At 65.9% G+C, this 21,690-nt stretch carries 18 protein-coding genes; 12 read left to right on the forward strand and 6 right to left on the reverse strand.

Features of this window, described 5'->3' with window-relative positions; all coding sequences use genetic code 11:
• Positions 1-8: 8 nt before the first annotated feature.
• From U5S82_06250 to U5S82_06280, 7 genes are all read left to right on the forward strand, one after another.
• A complete protein-coding gene (locus U5S82_06250) occupies positions 9-1,055 on the forward strand; it encodes a lipid A deacylase LpxR family protein (protein ID MDZ7751256.1) in 1,047 nt (348 codons plus the stop codon).
• 78 nt (positions 1,056-1,133) lie between these two features.
• On the forward strand, positions 1,134-1,646 hold the full coding sequence (locus tag U5S82_06255) for a RimK/LysX family protein (protein MDZ7751257.1): 513 nt from the start codon (positions 1,134-1,136) through the stop codon (positions 1,644-1,646).
• The gene (gene rimK / locus U5S82_06260; GenBank protein ID MDZ7751258.1) at positions 1,643-2,548 is read left to right on the forward strand and encodes a 30S ribosomal protein S6--L-glutamate ligase; all 906 of its coding nucleotides are present in this window, start codon (positions 1,643-1,645) and stop codon (positions 2,546-2,548) included. Before U5S82_06255 ends, rimK begins: the two co-directional genes overlap by 4 nt.
• The gene (locus U5S82_06265; GenBank protein MDZ7751259.1) at positions 2,545-3,585 is read left to right on the forward strand and encodes a succinylglutamate desuccinylase/aspartoacylase family protein; all 1,041 of its coding nucleotides are present in this window, start codon (positions 2,545-2,547) and stop codon (positions 3,583-3,585) included. The genes rimK and U5S82_06265 overlap by 4 nt, the downstream gene beginning before the upstream one ends.
• A 10-nt stretch (positions 3,586-3,595) precedes the next feature.
• Positions 3,596-5,059 carry a circularly permuted type 2 ATP-grasp protein gene (locus tag U5S82_06270; GenBank protein ID MDZ7751260.1) on the forward strand — a complete coding sequence of 488 codons (1,464 nt, stop codon included), beginning with the start codon at positions 3,596-3,598 and terminating at the stop codon, positions 5,057-5,059.
• Positions 5,060-5,064: 5 nt separating this feature from the next.
• Positions 5,065-6,009, forward strand: coding sequence for an alpha-E domain-containing protein (locus tag U5S82_06275; GenBank protein ID MDZ7751261.1), 945 nt, complete (start codon positions 5,065-5,067; stop codon positions 6,007-6,009).
• Positions 5,985-7,016: a putative zinc-binding metallopeptidase gene (locus U5S82_06280; protein MDZ7751262.1), complete on the forward strand. Its 1,032-nt coding sequence runs from the start codon at positions 5,985-5,987 to the stop codon at positions 7,014-7,016. Before U5S82_06275 ends, U5S82_06280 begins: the two co-directional genes overlap by 25 nt.
• On the opposite strand, the gene U5S82_06285 is transcribed toward U5S82_06280, so the two are convergent.
• The gene (locus U5S82_06285; protein MDZ7751263.1) at positions 6,958-7,731 is read right to left on the reverse strand and encodes a peptidase; all 774 of its coding nucleotides are present in this window, start codon (positions 7,729-7,731) and stop codon (positions 6,958-6,960) included. The genes U5S82_06280 and U5S82_06285 overlap by 59 nt on opposite strands.
• A 1,185-nt stretch (positions 7,732-8,916) precedes the next feature.
• On the opposite strand from U5S82_06285, the gene U5S82_06290 reads away from it, so the two are divergent.
• Positions 8,917-9,888 carry a zinc transporter ZntB gene (locus tag U5S82_06290; protein ID MDZ7751264.1) on the forward strand — a complete coding sequence of 324 codons (972 nt, stop codon included), beginning with the start codon at positions 8,917-8,919 and terminating at the stop codon, positions 9,886-9,888.
• Between the two features lie 406 nt (positions 9,889-10,294).
• Here U5S82_06290 and U5S82_06295 read toward each other — a convergent pair whose 3' ends face one another.
• A complete protein-coding gene (locus tag U5S82_06295; GenBank protein ID MDZ7751265.1) occupies positions 10,295-12,703 on the reverse strand; it encodes a mechanosensitive ion channel in 2,409 nt (802 codons plus the stop codon).
• A 257-nt stretch (positions 12,704-12,960) separates the two neighbouring features.
• Between U5S82_06295 and U5S82_06300 the strand changes: the two genes are divergently transcribed.
• The 4 genes from U5S82_06300 (at position 12,961) to trpC (ending at position 17,576) form a co-directional block, all read left to right on the forward strand.
• Positions 12,961-13,548: an aminodeoxychorismate/anthranilate synthase component II gene (locus U5S82_06300; protein ID MDZ7751266.1), complete on the forward strand. Its 588-nt coding sequence runs from the start codon at positions 12,961-12,963 to the stop codon at positions 13,546-13,548.
• Positions 13,549-13,565: 17 nt separating this feature from the next.
• A complete protein-coding gene (gene trpD, locus U5S82_06305; protein ID MDZ7751267.1) occupies positions 13,566-14,591 on the forward strand; it encodes an anthranilate phosphoribosyltransferase in 1,026 nt (341 codons plus the stop codon).
• Positions 14,592-14,613: 22 nt separating this feature from the next.
• Complete coding sequence (locus U5S82_06310; GenBank protein ID MDZ7751268.1) at positions 14,614-16,581, forward strand: hypothetical protein; 1,968 nt, start codon at positions 14,614-14,616, stop codon at positions 16,579-16,581.
• 191 nt (positions 16,582-16,772) lie between these two features.
• A complete protein-coding gene (gene trpC, locus U5S82_06315) occupies positions 16,773-17,576 on the forward strand; it encodes an indole-3-glycerol phosphate synthase TrpC (GenBank protein MDZ7751269.1) in 804 nt (267 codons plus the stop codon).
• A 501-nt stretch (positions 17,577-18,077) separates the two neighbouring features.
• On the opposite strand, the gene U5S82_06320 is transcribed toward trpC, so the two are convergent.
• From U5S82_06320 to U5S82_06335, 4 genes are all read right to left on the reverse strand, one after another.
• Complete coding sequence (locus U5S82_06320; GenBank protein ID MDZ7751270.1) at positions 18,078-18,788, reverse strand: RES family NAD+ phosphorylase; 711 nt, start codon at positions 18,786-18,788, stop codon at positions 18,078-18,080.
• The gene (locus tag U5S82_06325) at positions 18,760-19,131 is read right to left on the reverse strand and encodes an antitoxin Xre-like helix-turn-helix domain-containing protein (GenBank protein MDZ7751271.1); all 372 of its coding nucleotides are present in this window, start codon (positions 19,129-19,131) and stop codon (positions 18,760-18,762) included. Before U5S82_06325 ends, U5S82_06320 begins: the two co-directional genes overlap by 29 nt.
• A gap of 307 nt (positions 19,132-19,438) precedes the next feature.
• Entirely contained in the window at positions 19,439-20,503 is a 1,065-nt protein-coding gene (locus tag U5S82_06330) for an LptF/LptG family permease (protein MDZ7751272.1), read from the reverse strand.
• Positions 20,500-21,570 carry an LptF/LptG family permease gene (locus tag U5S82_06335; GenBank protein ID MDZ7751273.1) on the reverse strand — a complete coding sequence of 357 codons (1,071 nt, stop codon included), beginning with the start codon at positions 21,568-21,570 and terminating at the stop codon, positions 20,500-20,502. Before U5S82_06335 ends, U5S82_06330 begins: the two co-directional genes overlap by 4 nt.
• Between the last annotated feature and the right edge of the window lie 120 nt (positions 21,571-21,690).

The following is a 21,690-nucleotide window of genomic DNA, read 5'->3' on the forward strand; positions in this document are numbered from 1 at the left end:
CACCGCCCATGCCCGCCCCGCCCAGCGCCGCCTCAAAGCGATCCCTCGCTGTCCTCGCCCTACTGGCCCTGCTGCTGGCCCTACCATGGGGGCATCTCATGGCGGCGGGCGCCGTGGTCAACCTGCAGGTGGAGAACGACCTCTTCGGCAACGGCCTCGACCGTCACTACACCAATGGATTCCGCCTCAACTACCTCACCCGGGAGTACCAGGCCCCCGGCTGGATGCGGTTCCTCGGGGACTATCTGCCGGGGGTGGATGCACGCTGTACCGACTGCGGCCAGCGCACCAGCCTGTCCCTCGGTCACAATATTTACACCCCGGAGGACATCACCACCCCCACCCTCATCGAGGACGACCGTCCCTACGCCGGCTGGCTCTACGGCAGCATCGCACTCATGTCCCGTCACGGTGGCCCGGCCGCCGCCGGGCTGAGCTGGGAGCGCCTCGACACCTACGTGCTCAACCTCGGCGTGGTGGGGCCCTCGGCGCAGGGCGACACCCTCCAGAAGGAATGGCACGAACTCATCGACACCCGCCAGCCCCGCGGTTGGGACAACCAACTCCGGGACGAGCTCACCGTCAACGCCTACCACAGCCGCCAGTGGCGCCACACCGCCTGGAAGACCATCGGACTCCAGGCCGATGTCATGCCCCACCTGGGCTATGCCCTGGGCAACGTGCATATCATGGGCGGGGCCGGACTGACCCTGCGTCTCGGCAACAGCCTGCGCGGGGACTTCGGCCCGCCGCGCATCCGTCCCAGCCTGCCGGGCGGGGGGTTTTTCACACTCGCCCGGGACGGCGTGGAATGGTATCTGTTCGGCGGCGTGGAGGGCCGGGTGGTGGCCCGCAACATCTTCCTCGATGGCAACACCTTCCGGGACAGCCACAGCGTCGACCGCAAGCCCCTGGTGGCGGATCTCCAGTTCGGCCTGGTGGTGACCTGGGAGTCCCTGCGCCTGTCCTTCACCAACGTGTTCCGCAGCGACGAGTTCGACGGCCAGCAGGGTGACAGCCAGTTCGGCGCCATCAGCCTGTCCTGGAGCCGGTAAGCGAACCCGTCCCAACGGGCGCAGTTGACACGGCTTGCCGGGCGGTTATGCTCGCGCTACTCATACCAGGCTTCGGCCATGCCATCACGATCCACTTCAACGCAGACGGAGCCATCCCGGGCGAGCGGCTCGGGCCGCAGCATAGTGGGCTGGCGCGAGTGGGTGGGTCTGCCGGAGTTGGGGATCCCGCGCATCAAGGCCAAGGTGGACACGGGGGCCCGCACCTCCTGTCTCCATGCCTACTTCGTGGAGCCCTTTCGGCGCGACGGCGCGGATTGGGTGCGCTTCGGGGTACATCCCCTGCAGGGCAGGACCGAGCCGGTGGTGCAATGCGAGAGTCGGCTGCTGGACCGGCGCCTGGTGTCGGATTCGGGCGGCCATCGCGAGCAGCGCTTCGTCATCGCCTCCCTGGTACGCATCGGCAGGCAATCCAAGCGCATCGAGATCACCCTGACGGACCGCGATACCATGCGCTTTCGCATGCTGCTGGGGCGCTCCGCCCTGGCGGGTGACTACCTGGTGGATTCCGCGGCATCCTATGCCGCCGGAAAGACCCTGACCGAACATCTCAAGACCGAGGAGGCCTCTTGAAAATCGCCATACTGTCCAGGAACAGCAGCCTGTACTCCACCCGTCGCCTGGTGGAGGCCTGCAAGGCCCGGGGCCATGAGCCCCATGTGCTCGACGCCCTGCGCTGCTATATGAACATCACCTCCCATCGGCCCAGCATCCACTACAAGGGAGAGCAGCTGCAGGATTACGATGCGGTGATCCCCCGCATCGGGGCCTCGGTCACCTTCTACGGCACCGCGGTGTTGCGCCAGTTCGAGATGATGGGGGTGTATCCCCTCAACGAGTCGGTGGCCATCACCCGCGCCCGGGACAAGCTGCGCGCATTGCAGTTGCTGGCCCGCAAGGGCATCGGCCTGCCGGTGACGGGCTTCGCCCACAAGCCCGACGACATCGAGGATCTCATCTCCATGGTGGGCGGCACGCCCGTGGTGATAAAGCTCCTGGAGGGTACCCAGGGGATCGGCGTGGTACTGGCGGAGACCAAGCAGGCGGCGGAGAGCGTCATCGAGGCCTTCATGGGCCTCAAGGCCAACATCCTGGTGCAGGAATTCATCGCCGAGGCAGGGGGTGCCGATCTGCGCTGCTTCGTCATCGGCGAGAAGGTGGTGGCCTCCATGAAGCGCCAGGGCAAGGAGGGCGAGTTCCGCTCCAACCTGCACCGTGGCGGCACCGCCAGCCTGGTGCGCATCACCCCCGAGGAGCGCTCCACCGCCGTGCGGGCGGCCCGCACCATGGGGCTCAACGTGGCGGGCGTGGACATCCTGCGTTCCAACCACGGGCCGGTGGTGATGGAGGTGAACTCCTCCCCCGGCCTCGAGGGCATCGAGCGGGCCTCGGGCAAGGACGTGGCCAGCCAGATCATCGCCTTCATCGAGAGCAACGGCAAGATGGGGAAGACCCGCACCCGCGGCACGGGATGAAGCGACAGCCCTTCGTGCTGGCCGGCACCGCCGTGGCCGCCGGCCATCGCGCCACCCTCGAGATCCCCCTGGCGGGACTCTACACCCACACCCCTATCTACATGCCGGTGCAGGTAGTCCATGGGCGCCAGGAGGGGCCGGTGGTGTTCGTCAGCGGCGCCATCCACGGCGACGAGATCAACGGCGTGGAGATCATACGCCGTCTGCTGCGCTCGCCGCTGTTGAGACGCATGAACGGCACCCTCATCGCCGTGCCCATCGTCAACATCTACGGCTTCCACAGCCGCTCCCGCTACCTGCCGGACCGCCGCGACCTCAACCGCTCCTTCCCGGGCTCCGGCAGCGGCTCCCTGGCCGCCCGCCTCGCCGACACCTTCCTCAGCAACGTGGTGCGGGCCGCCGACATCGGCATAGACCTCCACACCGCGGCCATCTACCGCGAGAACCTGCCCCAGATCCGCGCCGACCTCACGGACCCCATCCTGGCACCCCTGGCACGCACCTTCGGCGCCCCGGTGCTACTCCATTCCGCTGCCCCCGAGGGCTCCCTGCGCCGCGCCGCCGCGCAGGAGGGGATCCCGGTGATGGTGTACGAGGCCAGCGAGGCCCTGTATTTCGACGAGGTGGCCATCCGCGTCGGGGTGCGGGGGATATTCCATGTGCTGCGCGCCCTGGACATGCTGCCCAAACCCAAACGTTCACCCCGCCACACCGTGATATTGCGCACCAGCTCCTGGGTGCGGGCGGAGAAAAGCGGCATCCTGCGGATCTTGGTGCGCCTCGGCGCGGCCGTGGAACGCGGCACCGTGATGGGAGTCATCAGCGATCCCTTCGGCGAGGGCGAGACCCAGGTGGTGGCGCCGGCCGCCGCCGTGATCATCGGCCGCAGCAACCTGCCCCTGGTATTCGAGGGCGAGGCCCTGTTCCACCTCGCCCGCACCCGCCAGGCGGGTGACGTGGAGGAACGCTTCGAGGCCACCCAGGGCATCGTCGACGAACCGCCACCGGGTCTGGTGGACGAGCCACCCATCGTCTAAGGTGACAGCCATGCCGACGCCAGATGCCAGGCCGGATCCCTGGAAGACCTACGACCCCGGCCCCCACTACGACGAGCTGTTCAGCTCCAAAGGGGCCCCCCGCCAATGCACCCGCGCCCTGGTGAGCTTCCTGCGCCGCCTCGGCGCCGAGGAGTTGGAACTGCGCCGCCACTCGGCGGAACTGGCCATCCGCAGCATGGGTATCAGCTTCACGGTGTACAGCGAAGGCGACAACATCGATCGCCAGTGGCCCTACGACATCATCCCACGGGTCATCCCCGAGAAGGAGTGGCGCACCATCGAGGAGGGCCTCAAGCAGCGCCTCACGGCCCTCAACCATTTCATCGACGATGTCTACAACGACCAGCGCATCATCAAGGAGAAGGTGGTGCCGCGGGCCCTCATCGCCAGTTCGGGCAACTACCGCAAGGAATGCGAGGGCATGAAGCCGCTATACGGGGCGTGGGCCCACATCTGCGGCTCGGACCTGGTGCGGGACGGCGACGGCACCGTCTACGTGCTGGAGGACAACCTGCGGGTGCCCTCGGGGGTGTCCTACATGCTGGAGAACCGCAAGGTCACCAAGCGGGTGCTGCCGGAGCTGTTCGAGACCCAGCGCATCCTGCCCATGACCGCCTACACCACCCAGTTGTTCGACACCCTGGCCTCCCTGTCGCCACGACCCGCCGACTACCCCGAGGTGGTGGTGCTGACCCCGGGGATCTACAACTCCGCCTACTTCGAGCACTCCTACCTGGCACAGCAGATGGGCGCGGAGCTGGTGGAAGGCCCGGACCTGGTGGTGGCCGAGGACGACTGCGTCTACATGAAGACCATCGACGGGCTGTCCCGGGTGGATGTCATCTATCGCCGCATCGACGACTTGTTCCTCGACCCCGAGGCCTTCAAGGCCGACTCGATGCTGGGCGTACCGGGACTCATGCGGGCCTGGCAGGCGGGCAACGTGGCCCTGGCCAACGCCCCGGGGGCCGGCGTGGCGGACGACAAGCTGGTCTATACCTATGTGCCCGACATGATCCGCTTCTACCTGGACGAGGACCCCATCCTGCCCAATGTGCCCAGCTTCCGCTGCAACGAGGACCAGACCCTGGAGCACGTGCTCGCCAATCTGGACAAGCTGGTGGTGAAACCGGCCAACGAGTCCGGCGGCTACGGCATTCTCATGGGACCGGCCTCCAGCGCACGCCAGCGCAAGGAGTTCGCGGCCCTGCTGAAGAAGAACCCCCGCAACTACATCGCCCAACCGCTGCTGGAGCTGTCCACCGCCCCCACCCTCACCGCGGACGGCATCGAGCCGCGCCACATGGACCTCAGGCCCTTCATCCTGCACGGCCAGAAGCAGTACGTGACCGCCGGCGGCCTCACCCGGGTGGCCCTGGTGAAGGGCTCCTACATGGTGAATTCATCCCAGGGCGGCGGCAGCAAGGACACCTGGATCGTGACGAGAGACTGACCATCATGCTATCCCGGGTCGCAGAACGACTGTACTGGCACGGCCGCTACATGGAGCGGGCGGAGAACACCGCGCGCCTGGTAAACGTCAACGCCCTGCTCATGCTCGACCTTCCCGGCGCCGTGGACGTGAGCTGGCACAACCTCATCGACATCTCCGACAGCGAAAAGGCCTTCGCCAGCCACTACCAGAAGCTGGACGAGCGCAACGTCATCCGCCACATGCTCGCCGACGCCCGCAACCCCGGGTCCATTCTCACCTGCCTGCGCATGGCGCGGGAGAATGCCCGCACCACCCGTGAGATCCTGCCCACCGAAGCCTGGGAGATCCTCAACGCCACCTATCACCATGTGCGGGACTCCGGGTCCACCGGGGTGGCCCGCAAGAACCGTCACGCCTTCCTCAATCAGGTCATCGCCGCCTGCCAGGAACTGGCGGGCCTCTACGATGGCGTGCTCTCCCGCGGGCCGGCCTACTGGTTCACCCAGCTCGGGCGTCACGTGGAACGGGCCGACATGACCTCCCGCATCCTCGACGTGGGCTCGGCGCCGCTGCTGGCCATCCGCAGCGAGGCGGCGACGGATGATCCCATCGAGAACGCCCTATGGCTGAACGTGCTGCGCTCCCTGTCCGCCTACCAGATGTACCGCCAGAACGTCCACGACCGGGTCAACGCCGAGGATGTGGTGGCCTTCCTGCTGCTGGACGAGGACTTCCCGCGCTCCGTGACTTTCTGCCTCAACCGTCTCAACCAGCACCTCGAGCGACTGCCGCGGGCCGACGACGCCCGGCGCACCACCGGCCACGCCCTGCGTCAGGTCCGGGCGGCGGACATCCAGGGTCTGCTGGGCCACGACCTGCACGCCTTCATCGACGAAGTCCAGACCACCATCGCCGCCGTCCACGAGGGCATCGCCGATACCTGGTGGCCCCGGCCCAGCCCACCGTGAAGACCTTCCGCTGCAGCTGCGGCAACCGTATCTTCTTCGAGAACACCCATTGTGTGAGCTGCGGGGCGCCCCTCGGCTTCGACCCCGCCCGCCTCGACCTGGTCCCCCTGAGGCGGCTCTCCGGGGGGCTGCTGGAGGCCCCGGACGGTCATCTCTACCGGCCGTGCCGCAACAGCAGCGAGTATCGGATCTGCAACTGGCTGGTGGATGCCGGCAGCGACCGGCCCTATTGCGACTCCTGCGACCTCACCCGCACCATCCCCGCCCTCGACTACGACAACAACCTGGCTCTGTGGAGCCTGCTGGAGGAGGCCAAGCGCCGCCTGGTCTACACCCTGCTGGTGCTGGATCTCCCGGTGGTGAGCCGCAGCGTCGACCCCACCGCCGGCCTCGCCTTCGACTTCCTGGAGGACCGGGGCCGCAACCCGGCGGTGCTGGAGGAACACGTGCTCACCGGCCACGCTCACGGCGTCATCACCCTCAACGTGAGGGAGGCCGACCACCTGGCCCGGGAGACGGAGCGCCACCGCCTGGGGGAGACCTACCGCACCCCCCTCGGCCACCTGCGCCACGAGAGCGGCCACTACTACTTCGAGCGCATGATCTACGGCACCAGCCGGCTGGCGGAATTCCGGGCCCTGTTCGGCAACGAGCAGGCCGACTACGCGGCGGCCCTGGCGCGCCACTACGCCGAGCCTCCGGGGCCACCGGGCTATGCCTACATCAGCGCCTATGCCATGTCCCACCCCCTGGAGGACTGGGCCGAGTGCTGGGCCCATTACCTGCACATGATGGATACCCTGGAGACGGCGGCGGCCTTCAAGCTGCTGGACGGCGCCCCGAGCCTGTGGGACTTCGACCATGCCGTCACCCAGTGGCTGGACTTCGGCATCGCCCTCAACGCCCTGAACCGCAGCCTGGGGATGCTGGACCCCTATCCCTTCGTACTCACCCGGCCTGTGGTGGAGAAGCTGCGTTTTCTCCATCAGCTCGTTCATCCCAGCTGAAGGCCCAGGCGATGGGGGGCAGGCGATTGAAGGCGGCGTTCAGGCTCTCATCCCATACCCGCTTGATCTCCCTGAGATACTCGCTGTCCGCATCGAAACGGTGGTAGCGCCGCAGCCCCAGCCGATCGCGCTCGTAGATCTGGATCTCGAAGGGCGGCCCCACCGTGAGATTACTGCGCATGGTGGAATCCATGGACACCAGGGCCGCCAGGGCCACCTTGTCCAGGGGCGTGGCGTTGGTGATGATGCGGTCCAGAATGGGCTTGCCGTACTTGGTCTCGCCGATCTGCAGGTAGGGAGTGTCGCTGCTGGTGGTGATGTGGTTGCCCTGGGGGTACACCATGAACAGGCGCGGCTCCTCGCCGCCGATCTGACCGCCGACGATGAAGCTGGCCTCGAAGGTCCGCTCCGGGGATGCATACTTGCCCTGCACCGCCACGCTCAAGGACCCGATATAGTCCGCCACGTCCTCCATGTGGGACACGTTCATGAGGGTGACATCGGCCCGCTGCTTGATGTCCCGCTTGATGCGCTGGATGACCCCCTGGGTGGTGGCGAGGTTACCCGCGGACAGGATGACCACCTGGCGCTCGCCCTCCTTGCCGAAGCAGAACATCTTGCTGTAGGTGGCGGCCATGTCCACGCCGGCGTTGGTGCGGGAGTCGGAGCAGAAGACCAGTCCGTCATGTACATTAACTGCAAGGCAATAAGTCACGGCACAGGCTCGACACTTCGGAGCGGCAAGGTTAGTCCAGGGCCGGGGTGGCGTCAAAAAGGGTGACCACGAAATACTCGAAATAACACGAAAATTTGGGGGGCAGGGGCGCCTCAGGCAGGACCAGGCCGCGGTAACCCGCCGGGGCCGAGACATTCGGCAACGGGGGCAAAAGCGAGTTAACTACGAAATACGCGAAAGGCGCGAAAGGTACGGCGGGGAACCGCGAAATACCCGAAATAACACGAAAATCTGTCGGGCAGGGGCGCCCCTGGATGCCGGGTCAAGCCCGGCACGACAAGATGGGCGCGGCGGCACACGCCGGGACGCTCGGTTTTTTCGCGGCTCGTCAGCAGAATTCGTGGGTATATGAAGAAGAATTTTCTCTCGCCAAGACAAGTATTCTCTCGCCAAGACAAGTAGGTCGGACAAGGTCGGGCTTCAGCCCGACACCAAACGCTGGCGGATGGTACCCACCCGGCGCGAGGTATGCGCGGCAGGCTCGAATGTCGGGATGAATCCCGACCTACATCCGTGCCAATGGAGCAGGCGGTGGTGGTGTATCTACAGGTCGGGCTGTAGGTCGGGCTTCAGCCCGACACCAAACGCTGGCGGATGGTACCCACCCGGCGCGAGGTATGCGCGGCGGGCTTGAATGTCGGGATAAATCCCGACCTATATCCGTGCCAATGGAGCAGGCGGTGGTGGTGTATCTACAGGTCGGGCTGTAGGTCGGGCTTCAGCCCGACACCAAACGCTGGCGGATGGTACCCACCCGGCGCGAGGTATGCGCGGCAGGCTCGAATGTCGGGATGAATCCCGACCTATATCCGTGCCAATGGAGCAGGCGGTGGTGGTGTATCTACAGGTCGGGCTGTAGGTCGGGCTTCAGCCCGACACCCAACTCACCGCGAGCGAAACATTCACCCACGGATTCTGCGGACGAGCCTTTTTCGCGTCTTTCGCGCCTTTCGTAGTTAAACCGCTTTTTGCCGTTTCCAGTCCGTTGAACATACCAGTCGGGCTTCCCAAGCTCACCCCAACACACACATCCCTCTCCAATCTTTCGTGTTATTTCGTGTCTTTCGTGGTTCCCGCTCCACTTTTCGAGTCTTTCGTAGTTCAGGGACGGTCCCATGGTGGTGGTTTACACTCGTCCCATGCCAGCGATAGGGAGAATGCCCCATGACTGACGACGGCCTGGTGACGGCCCATATCCTCGATGGCCACGGCGGCAGCCGCGAGATCGCCTGGTCCCGGATCGCCACGTGGTCACCGGACGAAGGCCCATTGTGGGTCCATCTGGACTATACCGACCCGGCTGCCGCGCGCTGGCTGTGGGAGGACAGCGGCCTCGACGAGGTGGCGGTGGAGGCCCTGCTGGCGGAAGAGACCCGCCCGCGAGCGGTGAACCATGGTGCCGGCCTGCTGGTGACTCTGCGGGGCGTCAACCTGAACCCCGGAGCAGACCCCGAGGACATGGTCTCCATCCGCCTGTACGTGGACGAGCACCGCGTCATCAGCACCCGCAAGCGCCGCCTGCTGTCGGTGGAGGACATGCGCGGGGCCATGGCCCGGGGCATGGGCCCCACTTCCTCTGCCGACCTGCTGGTGCAACTGGCCGAGGGGCTGGTGGGACGCATGGCCGAGGTCATCTCCGATATCGACGACCGCGTGTCCGAACTGGAGAACGACCTCGATGCCGCCGACCACCGGCAACTGCGTCCCACCATCGCCGGCCTGCGCCGCCAGATCATCGAACTGCGCCGCTACCTGGCCCCCCAGCGGGAGGCCCTGGCCCGGTTGTGGGCAGAAAAGGCCGGATGGCTGAACGACAGCAACCGGCTGCACCTGCGGGAGATCGCCGACCGCATGACGCGTTACGTGGAAGAGCTGGACATGGACCGGGAACGGGCGCTGCTGGCCCAGGAATACCTCGCCAACAGCCTGGCCGAGCAGATGAACAACCGCATGTACGTACTGTCCCTGGCCGCCGCCATCTTCCTGCCTCTGAGTTTCATCACCGGCCTGCTGGGCATCAACGTGGGCGGAATCCCCGGCACCGAGAACCCGTGGGCCTTCCTGGCAGTGGTGATCGCCATCGCCGCCATCGGCGCAGGCCAGTTCCTCTACCTCCGCCACCGGCGGTGGTTCTAAAGGGACAACGGCGATTAACCACGAAAGACACGAAAAATCCGAAAATTTTAAGGGCAGGGGCGCCTCAGGCAGGTACGGGCCGAGCCAACCTGCCGGGGCCGAGGCGTTCGGCAACGGCGGCAAAAGCAGGGAACCACGAAAGACCCGAAATAACGCGAAAATTTTTAAAACAGAGGTAACCCTGGATACCGGGGCAAGCCCGGCATGACAAGATGGGCGCGGCAGCACACGTCGGGACGCTCAGTTTTTTTTCGCGTCTTTCGCGCCTTTCGTAGTTAAACCGCTTTTCGCCGTTTCCAGCCCGTTGAACATACCTATCGGCGTTCCCAAGCCCACCCCAACACACATCCCTCTTCAATCTTTCGTGTTATTTCGAGTCTTTCGTGGTTAAACCGCTTTTCACGCTTCAGGAATCGGGCGCCGCCCCCTCCGGTGGCGGCGACCAGGTGCGGACGTGGAGATCGCGCTGGGGGAACGGGATCTCGATGCCGTGCTCGCGGAATGCCTTCTCGACGGTGAAATAGAGGTCACTCTTGGTCGACATCAGCATGTCCACCTCCCTCAGCATGCACCACAGTTCGAAGTTCAGGGAATTGTCACCGAAGCCGATGAACATCACCTTGGGCTCCATGAGGCCGATGACGCCGTGGACCACCAGGGGATGGTCGTAGGCGGCCTTCTGCATGATCTCCTGCACCTTGTCCACGTCGGATCCGTAGGCCACCCCCACTGGCAACTTCAGTCGGCCGTAAGGGTCGGAGAGCATCCAGTTGGTCACCTGGTTGGAGATGAGTTCGGAATTGGGCACGATGACGTCGGCGCGGTCGAAGGTCTGGATCTGTGTGGAACGGATGCTGATGCGCTTGACGTAGCCCTGGGTGGCCCCTACCACGATCCAGTCGCCGGTGCGGATGGGGCGCTCCATGAGCAGGATGAGGCCTGAGACGAAGTTGTTCACCACATTCTGCAGGCCGAAGCCGATACCCACCGACAGGGCACCGGCGATGAGGGCCAGATTGGTGAGTTGCAGGCCCGCCATGGAAAGGGCCACCAGCACCGCGATGGCGATGCCCACATATCCACTGGTGGTCACCAGAGCCTCCTTGGCCCCGCGATCCATGCGCACCTTTGCCAGCCAGCGCTGTTCCATCTGGTTCTTGAACCAGCCGATGAGGGTCAGCATGAGGGCGAACACCAGCACCGCCCCCAGCAATTCGCCCGGTACCAGCCGGAAGTTGCCGATATCGAAGCCTTCGGAGATATAGCGGTAGATGACCCTGAAGCCGTCGTCGGACAGGCCCCAGATGTTCAACAACACGGCCAGCAGGCCCACCCACAGCATGAGGATGATCAGCAGCCGCAGCCAGCCGATGCCGGGCACGTAGTCCCCGGGACCGATCCCGAGAGTACGGCGGATGCCGGCCGCCACCCGGCCCTGACCCTCGTCGAGGCTATCGAAGGCCTCCTCCACCAGCTGCAGCAGTACCGCCAGGCCACCCATGGCGAACAGGGTCTGCAGCGCGCTCCTTACCACGCCACCGGCCAGATTGCGGTAACCGAGGAGTTCGGCCCCGAGGATGGCGACGAAGCTCAGCACCAGCACCCCCCGCAGCAGCCAGTGGGTACGGAAATACTCGAGATATCCGGCGAGCCAGATGAGCCATACGATATTGGCCACCAGGAAGGCGATATAGATATCGCGGGCCAGCAGGTAGACATCCTCGTGAAGGGCCTCCACCAGCGGCGTGTAAAACAGCAGACTTCCCACCAGCATCACCAGCCACAGCACCTGGAGGCGCTGGCTCAACGGGAACGCAACATCCTCTGCAAGGCCGAACACCGGCCCCGCCGGCAGGCAGGGCTTCAATAGCGTCCGGGTCAGCAGCACGGCCACCGCCAGGGCGAGTAGGCCGTAGGCCAGATAGGTGATGAAAGGAGGATCGATGGCGCCACGGGTGGCCAGCCACAGGGCGACGCTCACCGGGGCCAGGGCCAGGAATTCCGGCGCCTGGCGGGCCCCGCAGGCCTTCAGGGACAACATCAGGCGCCCGAGGGCCGTGACAGGCGCGGCAGTACCGGGGTCGCCGAGCACCAAGCGGCGGCGGATGACGACCCCGGCCGCGAAGCCCAGCAGTCCTACGGCCACCACACCCGACAGTTCGGCGGTCTCGAGGCCATTCAAAGCGCTGGCGCGCCGCGTCAATTCGGCGATGGAACTCCCCCAGCGGTCCGGGTGGTAGATATTGGCGGAGACCACCTCCAGGACGTGGGGACCGCGGGCCAGCAGGCGCTGGGCCAGCTTGCGCTGCTGGACGGCGTTGACGGTCTGCAGCAGCTCCTCCGCACGCAGGGTGAGCAGACGGCAGAGGGCCAACCGTTCCTCTAAGCCCGCCAGCTCCGCCTTGAGGGCCTGGCGACGCTGTCCCAGGGCCTCCGACTCGGTCTCGGGAGGCGGGGGAGGAACGGTCGCCGCAGCGTCGGCGGCGCCATCGGCCGCGGGTGCCGGCGCCGCCGGGGCGGCCGGTTGGAGGATCTCCTGCTCCTTCTGCAATCGCGCGATGGCCAGTTCCGTATCCGCGACACACTTCAGAGCCCGGGTCCGTTGCTTGTCGATATCGCCCCGCAGTTCATCGAATACCTCGATGCTGGTGGCCACGGTGATGGTCTGGGCGGCACTGGCCAGCTCTTTGAGCCGTTCCTCGGCCCTGAGCACTTCTTCGTTGGTCGCCTGGGCAAGGGCCACGAGGACCACGGCACCCATGAGCGAGCCCCCCAGCAGGTAGCGCCAGGACAGGCAGGCCTTCACGAGGCCCATGTCACACCAGGCTTACGCATCCTCGACCTCGACTTGTTCACACCTGCGCCCCCGGCGCTGCTACCGTGGAACCCTGTCTGCGGCGCCCTTCTGCGAGTCGGCACCGCCGACCGGGATGGGCGTCCACATGCTCAATGGGGCAGCCAATTCTGCTAATCTTCCCGCTTCGCGGAGCCCCGGCATCCGCGTAGAAGGTTAACCCACGGAGGGGGTAGACCCCCAAGAGAATTCGCCATCGACACCCAAGGTCGTGCCCCATGCTGCTGATGATCGACAACTACGACTCCTTCACCTACAACCTGGTGCAGTACTTCGGCGAATTGGGCGCCGAAGTCGAGGTGCGCCGCAACGACAAGGTATCGGTGGCGGACATCGCAGACCTCGGGCCCGAGCGCATCGTCATCTCCCCCGGCCCCTGCACCCCCAACGAGGCGGGGGTCTCCATGGCGGTGATCCGCCACTTCGCCGGCCGCGTGCCCATTCTGGGGGTGTGCCTGGGTCACCAGTCCATCGGCCAGGTGTATGGCGGCAACGTGATCCACGCGAAACATATCATGCATGGCAAGACTTCCATGATTCACCATACCGGCCAGGGCGTATTTGCCGGGCTCGAGAACCCCTTCGAGGCCACACGCTATCACTCCCTGGTGGTGGACGAGGCCAACCTGCCGGCATGTCTGGAGGTCACGGCGTGGACCGAGGACGAGACGGGCCGGCGCGAGGAGATCATGGGCTTTCGCCACCGCGAGCTGGCGGTGGAGGGGGTGCAGTTCCACCCCGAGTCCATCCTCACCGCCCACGGCCACGACCTGCTGCGGAATTTCCTCACCAACCCACCCCACTGACCGCCTAGGGAAACCCCATGGATATCAAGCAAGCCATCGATCACGTCACCCGCCGCATCGACCTCCAGGCCACGGAAATGACCGACGTGATGCGCGCCATCATGACCGGCGAGGCCACCCCCGCCCAGATCGGCGGTTTCCTGGTGGGGCTGCGCATGAAGGGCGAGACGGTGGCCGAGATCGCCGCCGCCGCCGGCGTCATGCGCGAGTTGGTCACGGGTGTGACGGTGGACCACCCCAACCTGGTGGACATCGTGGGCACCGGCGGCGATGGTGCCGGAACCTTCAACATCTCCACCACCAGTACCTTCGTGGTGGCCGCCGCCGGTGGCCAGGTGGCCAAGCACGGCAACCGCTCCGTCTCCAGCAGTTCCGGCAGCGCCGACGTCCTGGAGCAGGCCGGTGTCAACCTCGAACTCAACCCGGAACAGGTGGCGCGCTGCGTGGACGAAGTGGGCGTGGGGTTCATGTTCGCGCCGTTGCACCACAGCGCCATGCGGCATGCCATCGGGCCGCGCCGCGAGATGGGGGTGCGTACCCTGTTCAATCTCCTCGGGCCCCTCACCAACCCCGCCGGCGCCCCCAACCTGCTGCTGGGGGTCTACGACGACCATTGGGTGGAACCCATCGCCGAGGTACTCCACACCCTGGGCGCCCACCACGCCATGGTGGTGCATTCCGAGGACGGCCTGGACGAGATCAGCATCGGCGCCGCGACCCGGGTGGCGGAACTCAAGGAAGGGCGGGTGCGCACCTACACCGTCGAACCCGAGGCCCTGGGGGTGGCCCGCGGGGACCTCTCCGCCATATGCGTGGCCTCGGCCACCGAGAGCCTGGCTCTGATGAAAGAGGTACTGGACGGCCGCCGCGGCCCGGCGCGGGACATCACCGCCCTGAACGCCGGCGCCGCCATCTACGTGGCCGGCCTCAGCCCCACCCTGGAGGCCGGCGTCGAGCGCGCCGTTGAGGTGCTGGACAGCGGCGCCGCCCGGGGGCGCCTCGATGCCCTGGTGGACCTGACCTGCTCCTTCAAGACGGCGTGAGTGTCGCGGGCAGGGCGCCGGAGTGAGCAGAACCCTCCCCGCCTGCGTCCTGCTGGCACCGCTGCTACTCCTGACGGTCCTGGTCTACTGGCCGGGCCTCGGAGGCCCCCTGGTGCTGGACGACCTCGCCAACCTCGAGGCCCTGAGTGCCTACGAGTCCGGGCGCGCCAGTGCCCTGGACGTGGTCACCGGTTACGGTGAACGCGTCTTCCACCGCCCCGTGGCCATGGCCAGCTTCCTCGCCGACCAGGAACTCCACGGTGGCCGTGTACGGACCCTCAAGTACAACAACCTGATGATCCACCTGCTGTGCGGCGCCCTGCTGTTCTGGCTGGCGGGCAGGCTGCTGGACCGGCCGGGCCTGGCGCCCGGGCCCCGGGCATGGTGGCTCGCCCTGTGGGCGGCCGCCTTCTGGCTCAGCGCGCCCCTGATGGTCAGCACCGTACTCTACGCCGTGCAGCGCATGGCCCAGCTCGCCACTCTGTTCACCCTGGCCGGCCTGCTCCTCTTCGTGCTGGGCCGCGACCACCTCGCCATGGAACGGCGCCGCGGCTGGGGCCTCATCGCCCTCGCCTTTCTGATTTGCTGGCCCCTGGCCGCCCTCAGCAAGGAAAACGGCGTGCTGATGCCGGCCCTGGTATTGGTGCTGGAGGTGTTCTTCCTGCGCTTCGCGGGTACCGGAAAGGCCCGCAGGCCCCTGCTCCTGCTTCTCGGCCTCGCCGCCGTGGCGCCTGCGGTGCTCGCCCTCGGATACCTCGCCACCCACCCGGGCTGGCTGGAACAGGTGTATTCCCACCGTCCCTTCGGCCCCTGGGATCGGCTGCTGAGCCAGGCCTGGATTCTCGTAGACTACCTGCTCAACCTGTTTTCCCTGCCCGGCGGCTCGGCCCTCGGCATCTACCACGACGACCAACCGGTGTTGGCCCGGGCCTTCGCGCCCCCCTTTCCGGGGCTGCTGCTGCTGGGCTGGCTCGCCATACCACCCCTGGCCTGGTGGCTGCGCCGGCGAGCCGTCGGGCCTTTGCTGGGTGGCGTGGTGTTCTTCATGACGGCCCATCTGTTGGAATCCACGGTGCTGCCCCTGGAACTCTATTTCGAGCACCGCAATTACCTGCCGGCCACGGGCCTGCTCATCGGTATTGCCGCCACGGTACCCATGCTGCTCGCACGGCTGCACCGGCTACGGCCGGTCCTTCCCGTGATGCTGGTACTCATGTTGGCGTTCAATCTTGTGCTCACCGCGGCGCGGGCAGACATATGGTCCAGCAAAGAGGCCCTGCTGGATTATCATCTGGAGGCCCATCCCGGGTCCCTGCGGGTCCATTCCTCCACCGCCAACCTGTACCTGGCCGCTGGCCGCCACGAGCAGGCCCTCGTCCATATGGACGAGGCCGCGGACACCATCGCCGGCCGCCACCACGCCGCGGCAGTGGGCATTCAGCGCCTCGCCGTGGCATGCCATGGCGGGCGTGTGATCCCTCCCGCCCAATGGCCGCAAGGGCCGTTGAAGGACACGCCCTACGCCATCAACACCGTCAACATGCTGGTGACGGCCGTGGAACAGGGCGAGTGCCCCGGTTTTCCAGCCGCCGCAATGCTGGATTATCTGGGGCATAACGCCTATTTCCAGCGCCCCCGCCACCGCTGGAACCTGGCCCTGCTCGAGGCCCGGCTGGCGGCCCGGGCCGGGCTTCCCGACGCCGCAGCGCAGCGGTTCCTGACGGCCTACACCCTGCGCCCCCGCCAGCCGGAGCCGGCATTGCGCGCGGCCCGGCTATGGCTGGAGGCGGGGAAATCAAGCCCGGCGCGGTCGGTACTGGACGACATCGCACCCACGGTGGAGTCCTGGCCCTCTGCATTGCGGCGTGAGTACCGCCGCCTGCGGGAACGAGTCGAGGGTCTGCCGGCGACAAATGCGGGCAGTCGGGCCTCGGGTCTTGAACCACACGCGTATCCCGCGAACAGCCATAGCCGCGTATATTTTGATTAGTAAAATGCCTCATGGTCGACGGGCCGGCACCATCCTGCAGGGACTCTTCTGCGCAGCGCCCTCCCGGGGCCCCGGCGATGCGCGCGAATTGCAATGGCTTGAGGGCCCTGGCCGACGGCTGAAGGGACCGTAAGGGTCCGGCTCGGGTTAGAATGGACCGCATCGACCGGCCATTACCAGGGAACGCCGACATGACCGATACACCGGATATCCTGCAGAGGATCCTCGACCACAAGGCCATCGAGGTCATGGAGCAGGCAGAACGCCTGCCCCTGTCAGAACTCAAACACAGGCTGACCTTCGCCCCGCCGGTGCGGCCCTTCGAGGGTGCCATACGCGGGTGCCTGGCGAAGGACCAGGCAGCCGTCATCGCCGAGGTGAAAAAGGCCTCCCCGTCCCGGGGTCTGCTGCGGGCCGACTTCGACCCGGCGGCCATCGCCGCCAGCTACGAGCGCGGTGGCGCCACCTGCCTGTCGGTACTCACGGACCGCGAATTCTTCCAGGGCGGCGAGGAGTACCTGCGGGAGGCCCGGGAGGCCTGCACCCTGCCGGTACTACGCAAGGATTTCATGATCGTCCCCTACCAGGTCTACGAGGCACGGGCCATGGGCGCCGACTGCATCCTGCTCATCATCGCCGCCCTGGACGACGCCCGCCTGGCGGAACTGGCGACCCTGGCCACCGAACTCGGCATGGATGTCCTGGTGGAGATCCATGACGCCGGGGAGCTGGACCGCGCCCTGGCCCTGGATATTCCCCTGGTGGGCATCAACAACCGCGACCTGCGCACTTTCGATACCCGCCTGGAGACCACCCTCGACCTGCTGGAACAGATCCCCGCCGACCGCGTAGTGGTGACCGAGAGCGGTATTCACGAAGCGACAGACGTCGCGCGCATGCGGGCCGCCGGCGTACACACCTTTCTCGTAGGAGAGGCCTTCATGCGCGCCGACGACCCCGGCACCAGGCTGGCGGAGTTGTTCAGCCAGGGGTGAGAAAAGACATTTGGAACCACGAAAGACTCGAAATAACACGAAATTTTGGTAAAGAACACACAAGGTTGAGGTGAACTCGTGAACCCCAATCCACAGGCTTGGCAGAGCCGCTCGGATAGGTAAGAAAAGCTTTTTGAACTACGAAAGGCGCGAAATGCGCGAAGGATTTAAAGATACGCCGGAAGAACCCTCAGCCCGCTCCCTTTTCGCGCCTTTCGCGTCTTTCGCGGTTGCATTTCTTTTTTTTGAACTACGAAAAACGCGAAATGCGCGAAGGATTTAAAGATACGCCGGAAGAACCCTCCGCCCGCTCCCGTTTCGCGCCTTTCGCGTCTTTCGCGGTTGCATTTTCTTTTTTCTTTAAACTACGAAAGGCGCGAAAGCTTTAACCAGGCAATCTCCAGCCCCCCAGTGATTTTATTTCGGGTCTTTCGCGTCTTTCGTGGTTGCAATTTTCCTTTTCTTTACAAACGACAAGAGACACGAAACGCGGGCATGCTATTAGCGTAGTGCAGGGAATGTGAACGATTCGTGGCGTCCGGCACGGACGCAGTTGCTCTCGGTCGCGCCGAGGTAGAGATACCACGTCTGTTGTGCCATCGGCGTTCTGACATTGAACGCCCCGGGCCCGAGTAGCGCCAGGTTGGCGCCTTGCTCCGGATCACGCACCGACTCGTAGCGAATGACATCAACACCACCCCGTCTGGCTTCCTCGGCGAGGGCCTGGGTCGCGCTGTAATCGTCGGGGTGGACCCATAGGGTGCGGTCGGCATCGAGAGGGGGCCGGGTCAAATCGAGCCGCAACTGCGCCTGGTAGTCCACGGCGAAGACCGTCAGGGCCTCGTGGGTCCCGGGGAGGGGAGTTCCAGGCGAGGCCTCGATGAAATGCCGGCGCCAGTGGCTGAACTCGGCCAGGCCCGAACGGATCTCCTCGGAGCAATAGAACACGCCATGGCCGTCATGCGGCCGCCGGAACCGTGATCCGAAGGGAGAGGGGGGATAACGGAATGGGGTCTTGAGAAGGTAGTGGAGGTCCGCCGCCTCGGGCGGATACGCGGGTTTTGTCTCCTCCAGGATATCTTCCAGCAGGGACTGCTCATCCAGAGTGTCCACCACCTTTCGGGTGGACACCGTGTACTGGTGTTCCACCACCCGCCACGCCTCAGCGGCCGCAGGCCCGGCCTCAGATGCGAGCGCGGTGTGCGTCCACATAGGAGACCACGTTGACCAAGCCCGCCACGTTGCCGATGAGTCTTACCGGGACATCGTGCAGTTCTGTATTGGCGTTGTGCATCCAGGCCTGCAGAGACCGCTCGTCGCCTGCCATGATGGCATCGAGACCACGGTAGAGCCGCACCAGCAGCGCTGCCAACTCCCAGTTTTTGCTCTTTTCGTCCAGGACGTACCGGCCGGCATACATCCGGCTGAGGGTAGCCGGGCTCAGACCAATGGCCCTCGCCAGTTCCGGCCGTTTCAGGCCCAGAAATTCGGATGCTCCGATGACGGCCTTGGTCAGCACTGCAGCGCGCTCGGTGGCTTTTCCAGTGACTTCCATGGGATCTCCTCCTGAACCTATGGGGATAGTTTCTATAGAAACGATAGCTCCAATATTTTTCTAAAGCAAGATCCGGCGATTCCACCTGTCGCGGGATCCACGGATGTCTCAGGGACCTCGGGCGCAGGACTCGCCTCCGTCATGGCTCGTACCACTGCGGCGGTCCCGGGATTGAAGGCGAGACACTTCACCGGCTCACTGACCGTCCCCGTTCAGACTCATATCTGGATTGGAAAGGACTCTCCATAGTCTGTTCGGGAAGATGCCTTCCACTCCATTCATGCGGGCACCCCTGCCGGACGTTTCATCAACGCACACGGCGCAGCAGCCCCAGGCCCAGCAGCAAGAGCAGCAGGGGTGGCAGCACGGCCACGGACAGCGGCGGCCAGGCCAGCACGAGGCTGGCCTGGGCCAACATGCCGGTGAGGAGTTGGTAACCGAGGCCCAGGGCCATGGCGGCGGCCACCCGCAGGCTGGCGGCGCGGTTACGCAACGAAACCACCGCGGCGACCATCGCCACCAGGGCCATGCCGGCACACGCCAGGGGCAGCACCAGGCGCTGGGCCAGCACCAGCACGAACTCGTCCGTATCCTGGCGGCGGGCACGCAGCGTCCCCACGTATTTCCACAGGTCCGTCAGGGGCAGACTGCCGGGCGGGTGCAGCAGCAATTCGAGTTCCGTCGCCGACAGGAAGGACGCCCAGGTGTACGTCGGATAGGTGAGCACGCGGGGCCCGTTCGCCATGCCGAACTCGCGTACCACCGCCTCTTCGAGGCGCCAGCCTCCCGGGGCGTCGGGCCGCGCCCGAGCGGCGCTGATGTGTCGTTGCAGGTGTCCCGTGTCATCGTACTCGTAGACGCTGACGTTCGTGGGGATACGGCCGAGTTCCAGGCTGGAGACATTCAAGAAAGTCTGGTCCTGGCGCAGCCAGATGCCATGGGAGGGATGCCACAACCCCTCCTGCCCGAGGTCGGGTCCGGTGATCGTCGTCGGGCCCTGGTAGAAGAGGGGGGTACCCCACTGCAGCAGCGCCAGGGCCAGCAGCGCCACGGCCACCGCCGGCATGAGCACCATTGCGGTGATACGCCCCAGGGATATGCCGGCTGCCCGCATGGCGGTGATCTCCTGGTCACGGTTGAGACCGCCCATCACCGCGGCCGTCGCCAGCACCACCACCACCGGCAGCAGGTCCATCAGGGCCTCCGGCAACACCCGTGCAGCCTGCCAGGCCAATGGGAGCACCATGCCGGTGCCGGCATCCTCCATTTGCTGCAGCAACTCCAGCAGCCACAACAGCGCGGCCAGCGACAGGCCCACCATGGCATAACCGTGCATCAACCTCGCCATCAGGTAGGCACGGATCAGCCTCACAAGGGTACCCCCGGGCCACGATGAGCGACCCAGTAGCGCGACAGCAGCAGGCCAATGGCCGCCAGGGGCAGCCAGAACAGCCCCGGCCACGGGGCCAACTGGCCCCTTTCCAGTCCCTCCATCAACACCCCGAGCACGCTGAAATACAGCACCACCACCAGGGTGGCGCCGAGCACCCGGGTGGACTGCCCGCGCCGCGTATCGATGCGGCCCAATGCCAATCCCGCCAGCGCCAGCAGCGGCACACTCAGGGGACCAAGCAAGCGCCTCTGCAGTTCCGCGAGGTAGACGGGGTCGCCCCCCTGCCGGAGTTCGCCGAAGGGCAAGGCGCGGCGCAGCCGTTCCCGCACCGGCGGCGGCGGTGGCGTGAACACCACTTCCAGCCGTTGGAACCGACCCACCACATCGGGGCTGCCGCCGGTGCCGGGCTGAAACATCTCCACCCCCCCCGTGAATACCAGGCGTTGCCGGCCCGCCCGGACGCCCTCCTGATGGACCCGGCCGGCCCGCAATACGCCGCCACCGCCATCGTCCCCCCGCCGGTGCACCAATACCCGTTCGAGGTTGTCGCCGTCCCGTCCTTCGGCGAACAGCAGCCAGGCGCGGCCCAGGGGCGTGAAGCGTCCCGGCTCCACCTGGGACAGGTCCAGACGTGCGGCGACTTCCGCCTCGATGCCATAGAGGGTGGCGAAGGCCCATGGCCGGTACAGCAGCGACACCCCAGCCACCAGCAACGCGAGGCCGAGCACCGGCAAGGCCAGGGCCGACAGGATGCGATACCGTCCGGCCCCCAGGGCCGCCAGGGCGGTGAGTTCATGGCCGGTCTGCAGACGCCCGAGGCCGATCACCACCCCCAGGACCAGCGCGGCCGGCACCAGCACGTCCATGAATATGCCGAGCCTGAGCAATGCCAGTTGGGTGACCGCGACGATGGAGAAGCCCTCGGCGACCGCCTGGGCCAGTATGCGGCTGGCATAGAACACCAGCACGACCACCACCAGCCCGATCAGCGTCCCGCCGGCCGGCCGCATGACCTCCGCCGCCAGGTAGCGCTCAATCCGGCGCATGGAGGCGCCGGGCGGCAACCACCAGCCGCCCCGCCATTGCCGGGACCGCCGTCACCGGCCGGAAGCCGGCCCGCGGGATGGGCTGTGAATGGGTCATGGGGAGACATCGGCCGGTGGCGG

It is taken from the genome of Gammaproteobacteria bacterium, assembly GCA_034522055.1.
In the GTDB taxonomy this organism is placed as follows: Bacteria; Pseudomonadota; Gammaproteobacteria; order JAABTG01; family JAABTG01; genus JAABTG01.